This is a genomic window from Catellatospora bangladeshensis (assembly GCF_016862575.1).
In the GTDB taxonomy this organism is placed as follows: Bacteria; Actinomycetota; Actinomycetes; order Mycobacteriales; family Micromonosporaceae; genus Catellatospora; species Catellatospora bangladeshensis.
The window spans coordinates 1-17,177 of the sequence record NZ_BONF01000043.1 but is presented as its reverse complement, the minus strand read 5'-3'; the positions used below and the strand labels follow the sequence as shown (position 1 = coordinate 17,177).

The 17,177-nt window shown below is 72.4% G+C and carries 18 protein-coding genes; 7 read left to right on the top strand and 11 right to left on the bottom strand.

The genetic code is table 11. The annotated features are described in order from the left end of the window. Positions 1-63: 63 nt before the first annotated feature. The 7 genes from Cba03nite_RS31755 to Cba03nite_RS31725 all read right to left on the bottom strand — a co-directional run bounded on the left by Cba03nite_RS31755 (position 64) and on the right by Cba03nite_RS31725 (position 7,785). Positions 64-1,140: an ABC transporter permease gene (locus Cba03nite_RS31755; protein WP_346113370.1), complete on the bottom strand. Its 1,077-nt coding sequence runs from the start codon at positions 1,138-1,140 to the stop codon at positions 64-66. Next, a complete protein-coding gene (locus Cba03nite_RS31750) occupies positions 1,137-2,687 on the bottom strand; it encodes a sugar ABC transporter ATP-binding protein (RefSeq protein ID WP_203754238.1) in 1,551 nt (516 codons plus the stop codon). The genes Cba03nite_RS31755 and Cba03nite_RS31750 overlap by 4 nt, the downstream gene beginning before the upstream one ends. Before the next feature lie 14 nt (positions 2,688-2,701). Next, positions 2,702-3,889, bottom strand: coding sequence for an ROK family transcriptional regulator (locus tag Cba03nite_RS31745; RefSeq protein ID WP_203754236.1), 1,188 nt, complete (start codon positions 3,887-3,889; stop codon positions 2,702-2,704). Between the two features lie 274 nt (positions 3,890-4,163). After that, positions 4,164-5,933 carry a glycoside hydrolase family 35 protein gene (locus tag Cba03nite_RS31740; RefSeq protein WP_203754234.1) on the bottom strand — a complete coding sequence of 590 codons (1,770 nt, stop codon included), beginning with the start codon at positions 5,931-5,933 and terminating at the stop codon, positions 4,164-4,166. 56 nt (positions 5,934-5,989) lie between these two features. After that, positions 5,990-6,499 (bottom strand): GbsR/MarR family transcriptional regulator, encoded by a 510-nt coding sequence (locus Cba03nite_RS31735; RefSeq protein ID WP_203754232.1) that lies wholly within the window; start codon positions 6,497-6,499, stop codon positions 5,990-5,992. A gap of 157 nt (positions 6,500-6,656) precedes the next feature. Next, positions 6,657-7,217, bottom strand: a complete 561-nt coding sequence (locus Cba03nite_RS31730) for a hypothetical protein (protein WP_203754230.1) — start codon at positions 7,215-7,217, stop codon at positions 6,657-6,659. Positions 7,218-7,239: 22 nt separating this feature from the next. Continuing rightward, the gene (locus tag Cba03nite_RS31725; protein ID WP_203754228.1) at positions 7,240-7,785 is read right to left on the bottom strand and encodes a DM13 domain-containing protein; all 546 of its coding nucleotides are present in this window, start codon (positions 7,783-7,785) and stop codon (positions 7,240-7,242) included. Positions 7,786-7,900: 115 nt separating this feature from the next. On the opposite strand from Cba03nite_RS31725, the gene Cba03nite_RS31720 reads away from it, so the two are divergent. The 6 genes from Cba03nite_RS31720 (at position 7,901) to Cba03nite_RS31695 (ending at position 12,239) form a co-directional block, all read left to right on the top strand. Continuing rightward, positions 7,901-8,602, top strand: coding sequence for a response regulator transcription factor (locus Cba03nite_RS31720; protein ID WP_203754226.1), 702 nt, complete (start codon positions 7,901-7,903; stop codon positions 8,600-8,602). After that, a complete protein-coding gene (locus Cba03nite_RS31715) occupies positions 8,595-9,599 on the top strand; it encodes a sensor histidine kinase (RefSeq protein ID WP_203754223.1) in 1,005 nt (334 codons plus the stop codon). The genes Cba03nite_RS31720 and Cba03nite_RS31715 overlap by 8 nt, the downstream gene beginning before the upstream one ends. Positions 9,600-9,626: 27 nt before the next feature. Further along, complete coding sequence (locus Cba03nite_RS31710) at positions 9,627-10,727, top strand: lactonase family protein (RefSeq protein WP_203754220.1); 1,101 nt, start codon at positions 9,627-9,629, stop codon at positions 10,725-10,727. 94 nt (positions 10,728-10,821) lie between these two features. Continuing rightward, positions 10,822-11,112: a GlsB/YeaQ/YmgE family stress response membrane protein gene (locus tag Cba03nite_RS31705; protein WP_203754218.1), complete on the top strand. Its 291-nt coding sequence runs from the start codon at positions 10,822-10,824 to the stop codon at positions 11,110-11,112. A gap of 110 nt (positions 11,113-11,222) precedes the next feature. Beyond that, on the top strand, positions 11,223-11,720 hold the full coding sequence (locus Cba03nite_RS31700) for a hypothetical protein (RefSeq protein WP_203754216.1): 498 nt from the start codon (positions 11,223-11,225) through the stop codon (positions 11,718-11,720). A 129-nt stretch (positions 11,721-11,849) separates the two neighbouring features. Then, complete coding sequence (locus Cba03nite_RS31695; protein WP_239126164.1) at positions 11,850-12,239, top strand: PaaI family thioesterase; 390 nt, start codon at positions 11,850-11,852, stop codon at positions 12,237-12,239. Positions 12,240-12,560: 321 nt separating this feature from the next. Here the strand turns inward: Cba03nite_RS31695 and Cba03nite_RS31690 are convergent, their stop codons facing one another. Together Cba03nite_RS31690 and Cba03nite_RS31685 are read right to left on the bottom strand one after the other, a co-directional pair. Further along, positions 12,561-14,027 carry a pyridoxal phosphate-dependent decarboxylase family protein gene (locus Cba03nite_RS31690; RefSeq protein WP_203754214.1) on the bottom strand — a complete coding sequence of 489 codons (1,467 nt, stop codon included), beginning with the start codon at positions 14,025-14,027 and terminating at the stop codon, positions 12,561-12,563. Next, positions 14,024-15,430, bottom strand: a complete 1,407-nt coding sequence (locus tag Cba03nite_RS31685; RefSeq protein ID WP_203754211.1) for an MFS transporter — start codon at positions 15,428-15,430, stop codon at positions 14,024-14,026. Before Cba03nite_RS31685 ends, Cba03nite_RS31690 begins: the two co-directional genes overlap by 4 nt. A 154-nt stretch (positions 15,431-15,584) precedes the next feature. Between Cba03nite_RS31685 and Cba03nite_RS31680 the strand changes: the two genes are divergently transcribed. Then, positions 15,585-16,205 (top strand): GTP cyclohydrolase II, encoded by a 621-nt coding sequence (locus tag Cba03nite_RS31680; protein ID WP_203754209.1) that lies wholly within the window; start codon positions 15,585-15,587, stop codon positions 16,203-16,205. Positions 16,206-16,253: 48 nt separating this feature from the next. On the opposite strand, the gene Cba03nite_RS31675 is transcribed toward Cba03nite_RS31680, so the two are convergent. After that, positions 16,254-16,505, bottom strand: a complete 252-nt coding sequence (locus Cba03nite_RS31675) for a hypothetical protein (RefSeq protein ID WP_203754207.1) — start codon at positions 16,503-16,505, stop codon at positions 16,254-16,256. Next, positions 16,502-17,080: a hypothetical protein gene (locus tag Cba03nite_RS31670; RefSeq protein ID WP_203754204.1), complete on the bottom strand. Its 579-nt coding sequence runs from the start codon at positions 17,078-17,080 to the stop codon at positions 16,502-16,504. The genes Cba03nite_RS31675 and Cba03nite_RS31670 overlap by 4 nt, the downstream gene beginning before the upstream one ends. Positions 17,081-17,177 lie beyond the last annotated feature (97 nt).

The window sequence follows — 17,177 nt, the reverse complement described above, 5'->3', positions numbered from 1 at the left end:
GCGTTCGACGGTCGCCCCAGGTGGTGCGGGGTGTGCGGTGATGGAACCTTTACAACGCGGCGGTCAGGTCTGCTGCGGCGTGCCGGCCTTGGGACGGGAGAGGCCGTGCCTTCGGGCGAACTGCGTGACGGACGAGAACCGCACCTGCTGGATCAGGACCGCGACCACGATGATCGCGCCCTTGACCATGTTCTGGACCTCCGTGGGGAGGTTGGCGATGGCGAACAGGTTGGTGATCGCGGAGAACACGATCACGCCGAACAGCGAGCCGACGATGGTGCCGCGGCCGCCCGAGAGCAGCGTGCCGCCGATGATCGCGGCGGCGATCGCGTCGAGTTCGTAGAGTTCGGCGGCGGCCGCCTGGGAGGAGGTGGCCAGCGAGGTGAGCATGATCGCGGCGATGCCGCAGCACAGCCCGGACAGGGCGTACAGCAGCATGGTGTGGCCGCGGACGTTGATGCCGGCCAGGCGGGCCGCCTCGGCGTTGCCGCCGATGGCGATGGTGCGCCGGCCGAAGGTGGTCCGGTTGAGCAGCACCCAGCCCAGCCCGGCCACCACGAGCAGGATGATGACCAGCAGCGGCACGCCGAGCACGCGCTCCTTGGCGAGGCTGTTGATGAACTGGTCGTTGGAGACCTGGGTCTGCTTGCCGGAGATGGCGGCCGCCAGACCGCGCGCCGCGACCAGCATGGCCAGCGTCGCGATGAACGGCACCAGCCGGCCGTACGCGATGAGCAGGCCGTTGACCAGGCCCGCGCCCACGCCGACCGCGATCGCGGTGAAGATCATGCCGGCCGGGCCGAAGCTCTGCGTGGCCACCGTGGTGGCCCAGACGCCCGACAGCGCGATCAGCGCGCCGACCGACAGGTCGATGCCGCCGCCGATGATCACGAAGGTCATGCCCACGGTGACCACGCCGATCGCGGCCGCCTGGGTCAGGATGACCATCATGTTGTTGGTCACCCAGTCGATGTTGCCGTAGAGATCCGGCCTGATGACCGCGCCGATCGCGAACAGCGCCAGCAGCACGCCGACCAGCCCGAGGTTGCGCCACAGGCCCTCGGCCGACTCGTTCTTCCACCAGCGGGGACCGGCGGCGTTCAGCGCCACGCCGTCCTTCACGCCAACTTCCGCACTCACGCGGCCACCTCTTCAGTAGTCGCGGCGGTCAGGGAACCCGCCATCACCAGATCGAGAACGTCTTCTTCATTCAGCTCGGTCGCCGGCGCGCTGCGCACCACCCGGCCCTCGCGCATGACCAGCACCCGGTCGGACAGGCCGAGCACCTCGGGCACCTCGCTGGAGACCAGCAGCACCCCGACGCCGGACGCGGCGAGGTCGCGGATCACCTGGTAGAGCTCGGCACGCGCGCCCACGTCGACGCCGCGCGTCGGCTCGTCGAGGATCAGCAGCCGGGTGTCGCCGAGCAGCCACCGGCCCACGACCACCTTCTGCTGGTTGCCGCCGGACAGGGTGCGCACCGCGCGGCGTACGTCGCGGGGGCGCAGCTCCAGCTGGTCGGCCACCCGCATCGCCTCGGCCTGCTCCTTGCCGGCGTCGGTGAAGCCGGCGGTGGCGTACCCGGGGAAGGTGGTCAGCGTCATGTTGCGGTAGATCGGCTCGCCGAGCAGCAGCGCCTGGCTCTTGCGCTCCTCCGGCGCCATGCCGATGCCCGCGCGCACCGCCGCTGCCACGTTGCCGGGCGGGAGCGCCTTACCGTTCATCACCACGGTGCCCGCCTCGGCCTGCCGGGCGCCGAAGATGGTCTCCAGCACCTCGGAGCGGCCCGAGCCGACCAGGCCCGCGATGCCGACGATCTCGCCCGCGTGCACGTCCAGGTCCACGTGGGTGAACTCGCCGGAGCGGCCCAGGCCGCGCACCTCCAGCAGCCGCTCCCCCGGCGCGGTGTTGGGCCGCTCGGGGAAGACGTACTCGATGGAGCGGCCGGTCATCCGGCTGACCAGGTCACGGGTCGGGGTGCTGCGGGCGGGCAGGTTCACCGCGGAGGTGCGCCCGTCCTTGAGCACGGTGACCCGGTCGCCGATCTCGCGGATCTCCTCCAGCCGGTGCGAGATGTAGACCACCGCGATGCCCTGCGCGGTCAGCTCCCGGATGATCCGGAACAGGTTGCCCACCTCGTCGTGCGCGAGCACGGCGCTGGGCTCGTCCATGATGATCAGCTTGGCGGAGTGGGACAGCGCCCGCGCCATGCTGACGATCTGCTTGCCGGCCGCGGGCAGCGACTTGACCAGGCGCTGCGGCGGGATCTCGCCGTGGCCCAGGCGGCCCAGCAGCTCCCCGGTCTGGCGCGCGGCCTGTCCCTTGTGCACGAAGCCGAAGCTGCGCGGCTCGTGGCCGAGGTAGATGTTCTCCGCCACGGTCAGGTAGTCGACGAGGTCCAGCTCCTGGTAGATGGTGGCGATGCCGGCCTTCATCGCGGCCTGCGGGCCGCTGAAGGAGACCTCCTCGCCCAGCCACTCCACCCGGCCCGCGTCCGGCCGGTGCACCCCGGCCAGCACCTTGATCAGGGTGGACTTGCCCGCGCCGTTCTGCCCCAGCAGGCAGTGCACCTCACCGGCGCGCACCTCCAGCTCGACGCCGTCGAGGGCGCGTACGCCAGGGAAGGTCTTCACCACCCCGGACAGCCGCAGCACGACGTCCGAAGTCTCCGCAACTTGCTCGCTCATGACCGGCTCCTCGCTCATGCCTGCTCGAAGGCGATCTCGCTGGCCAGCACGGCGGCACCGGCGACGCCCGCGCGGGGACCCAGCTCGGACAGCACCAGCGGCAGGTTGCCCGTGGCCAGCGGCAGCGACCGCCGGTAGACCACGCTGCGGATCTCGGCCAGCATGATGTGGCCGAGCTGTGCCAGGCCGCCGCCGATGACGATCATCGACGGGTTGACGAAGCTGACCAGCCCGGCCAGCACGGTGCCGATGCGCCGGCCGCCGTCGCGGATCAGCTGCACGCAGGCCACGTCGCCCTCGACCGCGGCGATCGCCACGTCCATCGCGGTGACCTGGCCGTTGGTGGCCAGGCGCTCGGCCAGCGCGGGTGAGGCGCCCGACCGGGCCGCCGCGGTGGCCTCCCGGGCCAGCGCCGCGCCGCTGAACACGGCCTCCAGGCAGCCGACGTTGCCGCAGGTGCAGACCGGGCCGTGCGAGTCGACCTGGATGTGGCCGATGTCGCCGGCGCAGCCGTCGGTGCCCCGGTAGACCTCGCCGTTGAGGTAGACGCCGCAGCCGATGCCGGTGCCGATCTTCACGAAGAGGAAGTTGTCCACCGAGTGCGCGACGCCGCCGTTGCGCTCCCCGATCGCCATGATGTTCACGTCGTTGTCCACCACGGCCGGGCACCCGTGCTCCCGCGTCAGCAGCTCGCGCACGGGAAAGCGGTCCCAGCCGGGCATTATCGGCGGCGACACGGGCACCCCGTCGCGGAAGCTGACCGGGCCGGGCACGCCGATACCGATGCCGTCCAGGTGCGTGAACGCACCCTCGACCTTGGCCTTGGCGAGCAGCTCGTTGACCCGCTGCAGGATCACCTTGGGCCCGCTGCGGATGTCGGCCGTCTCGCTGTAGTGCGCCACCGGCTCCAGCCGCCCGTTGGTCACCTCGACGTCGATCGAGGTGGCGCCCAGGTCGACCCCGGCGAAACGCATGCCCGGGTTCAGCTCGACCAGGGTGGAGCGGCGGCCGCCGCGCGACTCGGCCGGGCCGGCCTCGGCGATCTGGCCGCCGGTCACCAGCCGGTCCAGCTCGCCGAGCAGCCGCGGGCGCGGGATGTCGAGGCGGTCGGCGAGCTCGGCGCGCGACAGCGCACCTTCGTCTCGCAGCAACCGCAGCACCCTGACATGCAGGGGATCCCAGAGCACCCGCGCGAGGCTCATCCGCCCGCCCTTCCAGCCTGATTGGACGACCACCGATGTGTGTTGTGTCGCACAGGTTACGAGCTTTCGACGAACGTGTCCATAGCTTCTAGCCGAATCCGCGAAACTTTTGCATGATCAAGCAGAAGTTACTCCGACCTCGGCAGAACACCCCCACCTCTCGTGCGCAAGTCTTAAAAAGTCGCGGTCTCATAACAGGTTCGAGGCCGCGGCTCCGGCGGAGTCGCGGCCTCGAACGGGGGCGTCGCCGGGTGGTGGACCCGGCGAAAGTGGGTCAGCCCAGGTCAGGGGCAGTGTGGAGATCCACGGTGGACAGCTCGGCCCCGTCGAGGTCCAGCACGAGGACCTCGTTGCCGCCCGGGCGCAGCAGCGGCCAGGGGACGTGGAGGGTGCGCTGAGGTCCCGCGGACCAGTAACGGCCGAGCAGGTGACCGTTGATCCAGAGGTACCCCTTCGTGCCGCCGGGCACGCTGAAGTAGGTGTCCGCCGGAGCCGTCACGTCGAGCCGTCCCCGGTGGAAAGTCGGCCCCCCGGAGGGCAGCGCCGCGTCCCCCGCCGGGGCCGCGTCCCACGGCAGCGGCGGCAGTTCCCTGAGATCCATCGGGTACGCCGTGAAGCCGTGCACGAACTGCTGGGCGTGGCGCACGGCCCCCGTGATGCCCTTGCGCTCGCCGGTCAGCGGCCCGTAGTTGGTGCGCCCCATCGACTCCACCAGCAGGTCTACCGTGGCACGGGCGCCGGGCACCGCCACCTCGGCCGCGTTGCCGGTCTCGGTCAGCACCGCGGTGAGCGCGCCGTCCACGAAGAGGTGTGCCCGGTCGGCCAGGCCGTCGACCGTCAGCGGGTACGCCTGCCGCGGCCCCGGCAGTTCGGTCCGGTACAGCGTGAGCCCGTGCACCAGCCCCAGCTCCTCGAAGCTCGGCGGCATCGCGGCCCGGACCGGCTCGGGGCTGAGCACGTCGAGCACGCCGAACAGGCGCAGCGCTTCGGTCAGCGCCACCTGCCCGGCGGGCAGCAGCGGGGCGGCCGGCGGCACCGGGGGCGGCTCGACACCGGTGTGCGCGGTCAGCACGTCGCGCATGAGCCAGAACTTCTCGGTGGGCGCGCCGCGCTCGTCGATCGGGGCGTCGTAGTCGTACGAGGTCACGTCGGGCTGCAACGCGCCCAGGTGCCCGTCGGCGCGGTTCGCGCCCGCCCAGACGCCCCAGTTGCTGCCGCCGTGCGCCATGTACACGTTGACCGACGCGCCCGCCCGCACGATGCGCCGCAGCACGTCGGCGGCGTCGGCCGGGTCGCGGGTGACGTGCTCGTCGCCCCAGTGGTCGAACCAGCCGCACCAGAACTCCATGCAGAACAGCGGGTCGTCCGGGCGGAACCGGCGCAGCGCGGCGAAGGCGCCCTCCGGGTCGCTGCCGAAGTTCAGCGTGGCGAGCACGCCGGGCAGGGTGCCCCCGTCGAGCATGAAGTCCTCGGGCCCGTCCGAGGTGAACAGGGGTACGTCGATGCCCCGCGCGCGCAGGCCGTCCGCCAGGTGGCGCAGGTACTCCTTGTCGGAGCCGTACGAGCCGTACTCGTTCTCGACCTGCACCATGATCACGTTGCCGCCGCGGGTGGCCTGGTGTGCGGCGACGACCGGGATCAGCTCGTCGAACCACGCGTCCACGGCGGCCAGGTAGTCCGCGTCGTGGCAGCGGATGCGGCGGCCGGGCCGCCCCGTGAGCCAGGACGGCAGGCCGCCGTTGTCCCACTCGGCGCAGATGTAGGGCCCCGGCCGCACGATCGCGTCCAGCCCCTCCTCGGCCGCCTCGGCCAGGAAGCGGGACAGGTCGGCGATGCCGGTGAAGTCGACCCGGCCCGGCACCGGCTCGTGCAGGTTCCAGGCGACGTACGTCTCCACGCAGTTCAGGCCCATCGCCCGCAGCATGCGCAGCCGGTGCCGCCACAGCTGCGGGCGCACCCGGAAGTGGTGCAGCGCCCCGGAGAGCACCTGGTGCGGCCGCCCGTCCCGCAGGAAGCCGCCCGAAGCCACGGCGAACTCGACCATCAGCACTCCTCAGCCGCATGGAAACCGTTTACTACGGCTGGGGAGACTACACGTGATCACCGCCGGGCGGAACGCCCCTGCTGCCGCTGCTCCTGCCAGCGCGCCAGCGCCGAACCCACCTGGTCCTGCACGAAGAGGAAGAAGTCCCGCATGTCGGCCAGCCGCCGCCCGGCCACCGTGTCCTCGCCGCCGGCCGCGTCGATGACCCCCTCGGCCTCGTCGGAGAACTGGCCGTAGAAGCCGCGCTTGGCCGTGGTCACGCCGTACCAGGGCTCGTCGGGCAGGCGGTAGTGGTCCCGGCGGGAGCCGGGGGCGGGCTCGCGTACGACGAAGCCCATCTGCATCAGGTAGCGGACCGCTCCGGAGATCGCCGCCGGGCTCACGCTCAGCCGATCCGCCAGGTCACCCGCCGTCAGCGAGGTCTCCTCCGCGCTCATCATCGTCATCAGCACGCGCGAGGGCATCCGCGGAAAGCCCATGTCGGCCAGCATCATCGCCATGTGCTCCACGGAGCGGCGCACGGCGTCCTCATCACGCGGGGCGACCGCGTCAACTTCGTCGCTCATCAGCACCGATGATAACGACCTTCGCAGTGTTCACGAATGTCTGAACACCCTTGACCCCGCGCGGCACGGACGACGGCCTGCCGCATCGGGTCCCGGCCGGACTCGACGCGGCAGGCCGTCGCCTGCGAAGGGGGTTGGGGGACGGGGTGGGCCGCGGTCAGGAGCCGGCGCCCTTGGCGGTGCCGGTGGCGGCACCGACGATCCAGCCGACGAACAGGCCGTACGCCGAACCGGCGTGAGCGGCCTTGAGCGCGCCGATGAACGTGGGGTTGGCGATGATGAACGCGGTGAGGAAGGCCGCCAGCGCCGATGCGAAGATCAGAGCCGACCAGCCCAGGAGGAAGCCGCCGGCGCCGCCGGTGACCGCCTTGCTGACCACGCCGAGGATGACCGCGACGAACAGGATCAGCAACAGCGCGCGCAGGTCGTCGGCCAGCAGACGGCGCATCGCGCCGCTGGAGCCGTCGACCGGCCCGAAGGCCCAGTGGGGCCAGCAGAGCACACGCAGGAACCAGCCCCAGGCAGTGTCTTCACTGGTGTGCCGGTAGACCCACTCAGTGAAGGGCTGGTTTCCGAAGATGAGGACGAGCGCCGCGGTTGCGATGATGCCGGCACCAGTCACCGTACGAGTCCGCGCCATGACCTGATGATAGGTGCCCAGGAATGCATATGTCGATGGGTCATACCATCGGTAATACTCGATCGAGCAAGCGGTCACCCTCCCGAGTGGACACGGAGCGTCACATGCTCAGCTCGGCGGCGGCGAAGGAGACCTTGAACCGGGCGCACCAGATGGTGACGCTGCGGAACTGCGCCGGATCCGTGTTCGCCGGCACGTCGTAGACCTGGGTGCCGTGGGTGCCCTTGAGCCGCCCCAGCTCGACGTGCTTGCCGTCGTCGAACACGTGCCAGCCGTCGCGGCCGGGCAGCACCGGCTGGTCGGTCAGCCATACCCGCAGGTCCGGGCCGTCCGATGTGGCCAGGTTGCGCAGGATCACCTGGTGCCGGCCGTCCGGCAGGCGCACGAGCTGGACCGTGCCGGAGCTGTCGTGCTCGTGGGTCACCAGCGCGCCCTCGCCCAGCAGCACGGCCACGGGCGACGGTGTGGGCGCCCCGGACGGCGTGCCGGGGGCGGGCGTGGGCGCCACCACCACCGGGGCCGCGTCGTTGACCGTGTTCGAGGTGAGCAGCTTCCAGGGCTGGAACCAGTACAGCCCGAACGCCAGGCCCACGGCCAGCACCGCGGCCACCGCCCAGACGGCGGGCTTGCGGAAGAACCTCGTCATACCCAGTCACGCTAGGACTCCGGCGGGCATAATGGCGGCCGCGTTCGCGGATCGTAAGGATCCCGTCCCACCCGCCTCGGTTCGGTGAGCCCTGACCAGGACGTACGCTCACGTCATGGCCACCACCGTGCTCGTCGTGGACGACGATCCCACCGTCAGCGACGTGGTACGCCGCTATCTGGAGCATGCCGGGCACCGGGTGGTGCTGGCCGCCGACGGGCAGACCGCGCTCGACGCGTACGCCCGCGAGCGCCCCGACCTGCTGATCCTCGACCTGATGCTGCCCGGGATCGACGGCCTGGAGGTGGCCCGGCGGCTGCGCGCCGCGCCCGGACCGGGCGTGCCGATCATCATGCTGACCGCGCTCGGCGAGGAGGTGGACCGCATCGCCGGTCTCCAGCTCGGCGCCGACGACTACGTGACCAAGCCGTTCTCCCCGCGGGAGCTGGTGCTGCGGGCGCAGTCGGTGCTGCGCCGCACCGCGCCCGCCGCCACGGCCGCCGTGCTGGCCGACGGCGACCTGGTGGTGGACACGGCCCGCCGCACCGCGACGCTCGGCGGCCAGGAGCTGGCGCTGACCGTACGCGAGTTCGACCTGCTCGCCTACCTGATGGCGCATCCGGACGTCGCCCTGCGCCGGGCGCAGCTGCTGGAGTCGGTATGGGGCTGGACGTTCGGCGACCAGTCGACGGTCACCGTCCACGTGCGACGGCTGCGCGAGAAGATCGAGCCCGACCCGTCCGCGCCGCGCCGCATCCATACGGTATGGGGTGTCGGCTACCGCTACGAGCCGGTGGCGGGCGCGGCAGATGCGTGACGTGCTGCTCATCCTGCTGGCGGCGCTCGGCGGGGCCGCGGTGGTGTGGCTGCCCGCGGCGCTGCTGCTGCGCCTGCTGCACCGCCGCTCGCTCACCCTGAACGTCTGCGTGCTGCTGGTCGCCACGGTGCTGGCGATGCTGGCCGGGGTGCTCGCGGTGGCCGAGGGCATGTTCATCTCGGCCCACGACCTCCAGGTGCTGCTGCTGGTGGTGCCACTGTCGGGGCTGGTCAGCCTGCTGTTCGGCGGCTGGGTGGCGTGGCGGCTGGCCCGGACCGCGATGTGGGCCGCCGACGCGCGCGAGCGCGAGCGCCAGGTCGAGGCGAGCCGCCGCGACCTGGTCGCCTGGGTGTCGCACGATCTGCGCACCCCGCTGGCCGGGATGCGGGCCATGGCCGAGGCGCTGGAGGACGGCGTGGTCAGCGACCCGGCCACCGTCGCCGAGTATCACCGCCGTATCCGCACCGGCACCGACCGGATGGCGTCCCTGGTGGACGACCTGTTCGAGCTGTCCCGGATCAACGCGGGCGCGCTGGCGCTGGCGCCGGTGGACGTGCCGCTGGGCGAGGTGGTCTCCGACGCGGTCGCGGCGGCGGCCCCGCTGGCGGCGGCGCGCGGGGTGCGCCTGACGGCGGCGCAGGAGCACTGGCCGACGGTGCGCGCGGGCGAGCGCGAGCTGTCCCGGATCGTCGGGAACCTGCTGCTCAACGCGGTGCGTTACACGCCCGCCGACGGCACGGTCATGGTCACCGGCGGCCGCGACGCCGAGGGCGGCTGGCTGGAGGTCGCCGACACCTGCGGCGGCATCGCCGACGGGGACCTGCCGCACGTGTTCGACGTGGCGTTCCGCGGGGCGAAGGCGCGTACGCCCGAAGCGGACGGCGGCGGCGGCCTGGGGCTGGCCATCGTGCGTGGACTCGTCGAGGCGCACGGCGGGCGGGTCGGCGTGGCCAACACGGGCGGCGGCTGCCGCTTCACGGTGCACCTGCCGTCCTGATCAACACGGCCGACTAAGCTGCCTGCCATGTCATCGGTTTCGCCGGAAAGTGACGGGACGGGCACGCCGCTGCAGCGGCGCCACGGCGGGGCCGGGCACGTTCCGCCGGACCTCGTCTACATCGGCTCGTACACGGCGAGCGCCGGCACCTCGCACGCGATCACCGGCTGGCGGCAGGACCCGGAGTCCGGGCGGCTGGAGCCGGCGCTGTCGCCGGTGCAGGCCGTCGACCCGTCCTGGATCGCCTGGCACCCGGCGGGCACCCACCTCTACGCCGCCAGCGAGTCCGCCGCGCAAGTGCTGTCCTACGCGGTCGCCGACGGCGGCGAGCTGACGCTGCTCGCCAGCCAGCCCAGCGGCGGGGCGGACCCGTGCCACCTCGGCGTCGATCCGCAGGGCCGGTTCGTGGTCGCGGCCAACTACAGCGGCGGCTCGGTCGGCGTGCTGGCGATCGGCCCCGACGGGGCGCTGCGCCCGCCGCACGACCTGGTGGAGCACGCGGGCAACGGCCCGGACCCGGAGCGGCAGGGCGCACCGCACGCGCACATGGCCCTGTTCACCCCCGGCGGCCTGCTCTACGTCACCGACCTGGGCACCGACGAGGTGCGCGGATACGTGGTGGACGAGTCGGGGCGGCTGCGGCACGTGCACACCTCGCCGATGCCGGAGGGCATGGGCCCGCGCCACCTCGCGCTGCACCCGTCCGGCACGGTCTACGTCGCCGGTGAGCTGGACTCCACGGTCGTCGCCTGCACCGCCGAGGACGGCCGGCTGACGCCGGTGACGGCGCTGCCCGCGACCGCCGCCCCGCCCGCCGAGCGCAACTACCCGAGCCACCTGGAGTGCTCCCCCGACGGCCGCTTCCTCTACGTGGCCAACCGGGGCGCGGACTGCCTGACCGTGTTCGACGTCGCCGACGGCGGGCTGCGGGCGCTGGCCGACGTGCCCACCGGCGGGCGCTGGCCGCGCCACTTCGCCCTCATCGGCGACTTCGTGTACGTGGCCAATCAGGACGGCGACTCGGTCACCGTGTTCCGCCGCGACCCGGGCACCGGGCTGCCGCAGCCGACCGGCCACGCCACCCGGGTGCCCAACCCGTCCTGCGTACTCGCGGCGCCCGGCCGCTAGGCCGAAGATACGACGGATATTCGCAAAGCCTCCCGAGCTGCCGCACCACCGGCCGATACTGGCCTGGAACGCAGAGTGATCACGGGGGGCATGCATGATCGGGGCGATCATCTGGGGCATCGTCGGCGGCGCGATCGTCGGGTATCTGGGGCGGCTGCTGCTGCCCGGACACCAGAACATCTCGGCGCTGATGACGGTGATCGCGGGCATCCTCGCCGCGACGCTGGGCGGCATCATCGCCACCTGGCTCGGGGTGGGCGAGACCAGGGGCATCGACTGGATCCGGCACTTCATCCAGCTCGCCCTGGCCATGTTCTTCGTCTGGCTCGCCACCCGGATGTCCGCGGGACGCCACTCCCAGGCACCCCGGCCACGCACGCCGTGATCCCCCTCAGCGCCGGGCGCACGTCCGCTGTGCGCCCGGGCACGCAGGACTAATCAGTACACATTGGGCACGTATGTTTACTGACCGTGGCGCCCGGCAATCGAGGCGCCATGGTACTCACCGCTTCGCGATACCGCACCGCGACCGGTGCGGGCGTCATCGCCGCACTCATCCTCGTGCTGGTGTTCGGCAGCCCGGTGTACGTCGACTGGGCGAACGACAACGCCGACCCCGACACCGCCGGCGGCTGGTTCCTGCGGCTGCTGGCCTGGCCGGCGTGGAGGTTCGACGCCGACGCCTCCGTCCAGGACGTGATCGCCGCCGACATCAAGGCGATCCTGCTGATCGTGTTCACCGCGGTCTTCCTGGCGCTGTCCACCAACGCCCAGCTGGGCCGCGCCCGGGGCACCTTCAGCCAACTGATGGCCGGCTGGTCCGGCTACATCTTCGCGGGCGCCGTGGCCGGCCTGCTCACCGCGTTCATCCGCTCCGACGCGTCGCTGCTCGGCGCGTTCCAGGCGGCCGGCGCGGGTGCGATCTACGGCCTGTTCGTCGGCTGGATCGTCGGCATCGCCACCCTGGGTCACTACCGCGGCTCGACGCCCTGACGCGTCGCCGCCCGAGCCGTTTCGGGGAACCCGCCGCCTCCGCTTCCCCCCGGAGGCCCGCGGGTTCCCCGAAGCCGTTCCCGGGCCTGTCCGCGCTGGTGACCGGCGGGTAACGTGCGGCGGGTGGAGATGACATACGACACGACCATGCACGGCGCGCTCGCCGAGCGGATGGGCATCACGCTGCTGGAGGCGACCCCCGAGCGGCTCGTCGCGACCATGCCGGTGGAGGGCAACACGCAGCCGTTCGGGCTGCTGCACGGCGGCGCGTCCTGCGTGCTGGCCGAGACGCTCGGCTCGATCGGGGCCACCCTGCACGGCTCCACCATCGGCCGCCCGTACGCCGTGGGCGTCGACATCAGCGCCACCCACCACAAGGCCGCCCGCACCGGCCTGGTCACCGGCGTGGCCACGCCCCTGCACCGCGGCGGCACCGTCGTCACCTACGAGATCGTCATCACCGACGAGGAGGACCAGCGCATCTGCACCGCCCGCCTCACCTGCCTCCTCCGCAAGTGACCCACCCCGCCCCGGCCCCGCGCCGGAGCCGCCTCCGTCGGTTAGGAAGGGCACCTTCTTAACGCTATGCGTAGAGGAAGGTGCCCTTCCTAACGTGGCGGGGTCTCGGGGCGGGTGTTGATCGCCGTCTCGTGTCACATTGCAGCGCCCAGCCGCACTTTTCGACACGAGACGCCGATCTTCGCCCCGCGCCGCCCAGCGAGCCGCGCCGCTGAGCGAGCCACGCCGCCCAGTGGGTTGGCGCCAGCCCAGGCGTCCACCACCGAGGCGTTAAGAAGGGCACCTTCTACAACGCATAGCGTTAAGAAGGTGCCCTTCCTTTCACCAGGTGGGGCGTTGGAGGAGGCTGACGAACTCGACGAGGAGGCGTTCGCGCAGGCGGGGTGAGGCCGCGGCGAGGACGGCGTTGACGACGGCCAGGCGGGGGGCCGCGCCGGGGTCGCCGCCGACCAGGCCGAACTGCTGGGCCAGGGCGGCGACCAGCTCCGGGGTGAGCTGGTCCGGGGGCAGGGACGAGGCCAGGGCGTGGAGTTCGGCGGGGAGCTGGACGGGGCCCTGGGAGCGGGCGGCGAAGACCGCCTCGGCCAGGTCCGGGCCGAACTGCGGCACCTGCGGCAGGACCGACGCGGTCACCGTGAGATGGATGCTCGCGGGCAGGTCGGCGTACGGCAGCTGCGGCTGGGTGTGCCAGCCCCGCGCGGCCAGCTCGTCGGCGAGCACGAACAGGTCCAGACCGGGATCGTCGGAGGCCAGGCAGACCACGGTGTAGTCGGCCGGGGCGAGCAGGCGCAGGCCGTCCACCCCGGACACCGCCTTGGCCAGCCCGGCGACCGCGTCCCGGGTCTGCCGGGCCAGCTCCAGGTAGCCCTCGTCGCCGAGGTGGCGCAGCGTGGCGAAGGCCGCCGCGATCGGGCCGCCGGAGCGGGTCGACGAGATCACCGGATTGATCATGGTGTAGCCGGGCCACTCGGCGAACGCGAAGTACTGCGGGCGGCGCAGGTTCGCGTCGCGGTGCAGCAGCACGGACACGCCCTTGGGGGTGTACGCGTACTTGTGCAGGTCCACCGACACGCTCGTCACGCCCGGCACGCTGAAGTCGAACGCGGGCACCGAAACGCCCACCCGGCGCAGGAACGGCAGCGCCCAGCCGCCGAAGCAGGCGTCCACGTGGCAGCGCACGCCCCGCTCGGCGGCCAGCGCCGCGATCTGCTCGACCGGGTCGACCACGCCGTGCGCGTACGACGGCGCGGAGCACGCCACCAGCACCGTGTCCGCGGTGATCGCGGCGGACATCGCCGCCGGGTCCGGCGTGAACGTCTCCGGGTCCACCGGCACCAGGTCCAGCGCCACGCCCAGGTAGTGCGCGGCCTTCGCGAACGCGGCGTGCGCCGTGGACGGCACGACCAGCCGCGGGTTCGCGATCTCCGGGTGCGCGTCGCGGGCCGTCTTCACGGCCAGGATCAGTGACTCGGTGCCGCCGCTGGTGACCGAACCGACCACGTCCGGCGCGCTCGTGCCCGGCCCCGCCCCGAGCACCCGGGCCGCCGCGGCGACCAGCGCGTTCTCGGTCGCCAGCAGGGACGGGAAGGCCGTCGGGTCCAGGCCGTTGACGTGCGCGGACAGCGCGTACGCGGACATCGCCAGCTCGTCGAGCCCGGCGCGGGCCGGGTCGTACACGTAGGCGAACAGGCGGCCGCCGTGGGTGGGCAGGTCGGCCTGGCGCATCCCGCGCAGCTCGGCCAGCACCTGCTCGGCGGGGACGCCCTCAGTGGGCAGTGCGTCGATCATCGCGTCACCCTATCGTCAGCCGCGTCACCGGCCGTGACCTGCACCGATGCCAGCCGATCGGGGGTCAGGTCGTAGCGGCGCAGCAGCAGCGTCACCGGTCCGGCCAGCAGCGCGGGCACCACGCTGAAGCCGAGCAGCACCCCTAGCCGGGCGCCGTCCGACTGCACCGCGGCCTGGCCGGACGCCGAGGAGGCGTAGCCGGACAGCTGGAGCACCAGGGCGTAGAGGCCGGGGCCCAGCGCCAGGCCGAGCGTCTCCCCCGCCGTCCACAGCCCGGTGAACACGCCCGCCTGGCGGCGGCCGGTGCGCGCGGCGTCGTACGCCACGCAGTCGGGCAGCATCGCCATCGCGAACACCTGCTGTCCCGCGTAGCCGACGCCGATCACACCCGTGATCGCGTACGCCGCCACGGGCGGCACCGAACCCGCCACCACCAGCGCCAGCGCTCCCCCGGCCAGCAGCAGCGAGGCCAGCACCAGCGCCTTCGTCTTGCCGACCCGGGCGCCGACCCTGCTCCACAGCGGCATGACCAGCAGCGCCGGGCCCACGAAGCAGGCGAACAGCAGCGTCGGGCCGTCCTCGGGACGCTCCAGTACGTGGTCGGCGACGTACTTGACGCCCGCCAGCATCGTCGCGACGCCGATCGACTGCACCACGAACACGATCAGCAGCACCATGAACGGCCGGTTGCCGCGCACCACGGCCAGCTGCGCGCGCAGCGACGGCTCGCTCTCGGTGACCCGGCCCACCGGCGCGCGCCGGGTGCCCAGGAACGCGCCGAGCGCTCCCGCGATGATCAGCACCGCGACGAACAGGCCCATCCACCGGTGACCTGGCACGCCCCCGCCCCCGGCCTGCACCACGATCGGCGCCACCGCGCCCGACACCAGGATCGCGATCGCGAGCACCGCCACCCGCCAGGTCATCAGCCGGGTGCGCTCGGTGTAGCCGTCGGTCATCTCGGCCGGCATCGCCACGTACGGCACCTGGAAGAAGGCGTACGCCGTCGCGGTGGCCAGGAACGCGACCGCCACGTAGGCCGACGCGCCCGTGCCGGTGCCGAACGGCGCGGCGAACATCGCGGCGAACAGCACCGCCACCGCGAGCCCGCCGAACAGCAGGTACGGCCGGCGCGCGCCCCAGCGCGACACGGTGCGGTCGGAGATCCGGCCCGCGACCGGGTTGATCAGCACGTCCCACGCCTTCGGCACCAGCACCAGCAGGCCCGCCAGGCCCGCGGCGACCCCGAGGTTGTCGGTGAGGTACGGCAGCAGCAGCAGGCCGGGCACCGTGCCGAACGCTCCGGTGGCCAGCGAGCCGAGCGCGTAGCCGGCGCGTACCCCTCCGGTGAGGGGTTTGTCCTGGTCGGGGGCGGTGACCTGGGCGGGGGGTGAGACGGTCATGGCTGCGGATGCTACGCGGCGTGTGTCCCATCGCACATCGGGAGGTGAGGGAATTTCACAGAGTTCTTGAGACTTCAACAACTCAGACGCAGGACCGGCGTTAGCTGTAGAGCATGATCGAACAAGCGTGTTTCGACGACGAGACTGGTGGACCATGACCGAGACGCTGGGCGTACGCACCCGGGTGACCGTGCCGCTGCGCTTCCCCGACGGGTACGCGACCACCGCCGAGGTCTTCACCTTCACCGGCCTGTCCGACGGCCTGGAGCACCTTGCGCTCGGCCTCGGCGACTTCGCGAACACCCCGACGCCGCTGGTCCGGGCCCACTCCGAGTGCATGACCGGCGACGTGTTCGGCTCCGCCCGCTGCGACTGCGGCCCCCAGTTGCGCGAAGCCGTCCAGAAGATCACCGAGCACGGCGGCTGGCTGCTCTACCTGCGCCAGGAGGGGCGGGGCATCGGCCTGTACGCCAAGCTCGACGCTTACGCCCTGCAGGACGCGGGCCTGGACACGTACGCCGCGAACCGGGCGCTGGGCTTCGGTGACGACGAGCGCGACTACACCGCCGCCGCGCAGATGCTCACCGCGCTGGACGTGCCCCGCATCGACCTGCTCACCAACAACCCTGACAAGCCCGGCCAGCTGCGCGACCACGGCATCGAGGTGGCGAGCGTCGTCCCCACCGGCGTCCACGCCAAGCCCGACAACCTCCGCTACCTCCGCGCCAAGGTCACTCACACCGGCCACACCATCGCCCTCCCCATAGCCGCCTGACCAACCCCCACCGCCGTGCGGCGCGGCCGGCCCGCCCCGGGGCGGACGTCAGGGGGACGGGCTGCGCGCGGGCAGGTCCGCAAGGTCCGGCGGCGTGGGGCGGACGAAGTCGCGGTCGGCGCGCTCCAGGTCGAGCCGGGCCACGTGCCTGCCGAGCACCGGCCCGGCAGCGTAGCCGCCGGCCAGGGCGGCGGCCACGAGCACCAGGGCGACGGCACACCTGGCCAGGAAGCGCAGCACGTCACCCGGCGGGATGTCGCCGTCCGTGCTCGGCCGCAGGCCCGCCTCGGAGAGGTTCACAGCGCCGACACCACCTCTCGGGCCAGCCACTGCGCGGTCCGCACGGCCTGCTCCGGCTCGTCCTTGCTGGTCCAGTAGAGGAGCACCGAGAAGGCGCCCGCCCGCATCCACAGCTCGACCCGGTTGCCGCCCTCCCACCCCTCGAGCTTGGGCGTCGCGACGGACGAGTCGTATCGCAACTGCACCGCCTCCGCGCCCGGAATATCGGGCCGGGTGAGCTCCGCGTAGCCCCCATGGCCGGCTCTCAGCAGCCAGCCGGCCCGGTCGTGCGGGCTGACCCCCTGCCCGTCTCCCGAGTGATGACCGACGACGATGTCGAGCTGCGCCGACGTGCCCGCTGACCAGAGGCACTCGCTGTAGACCGCGGTCTGCCGGACGTCGGAGTCGGCGGGACCGTCCTGGGTGAGGCCGAGCCGGGCCAGCGCCTCCGGCCGGATCAGTTCGCAGGCCGACCGGGGTGGCGGCGGCGTCACGGTGCTCTGCCCCATGGCCATCCACACCCCGTAACCGCCGGAGGCGAGCGCGGCCACGAGCGCGACCACCAGCCACACCGGCACCCGCCGTCGCCGCCCCATCAGCACCGTCCTATCCCGAGACGCTGCCGACGGTAGCCCCTCACCGCAAGCGAAGGGATGATCGCTGTCCCGTGTCAAAACCGGTGGTCTAGCCCCA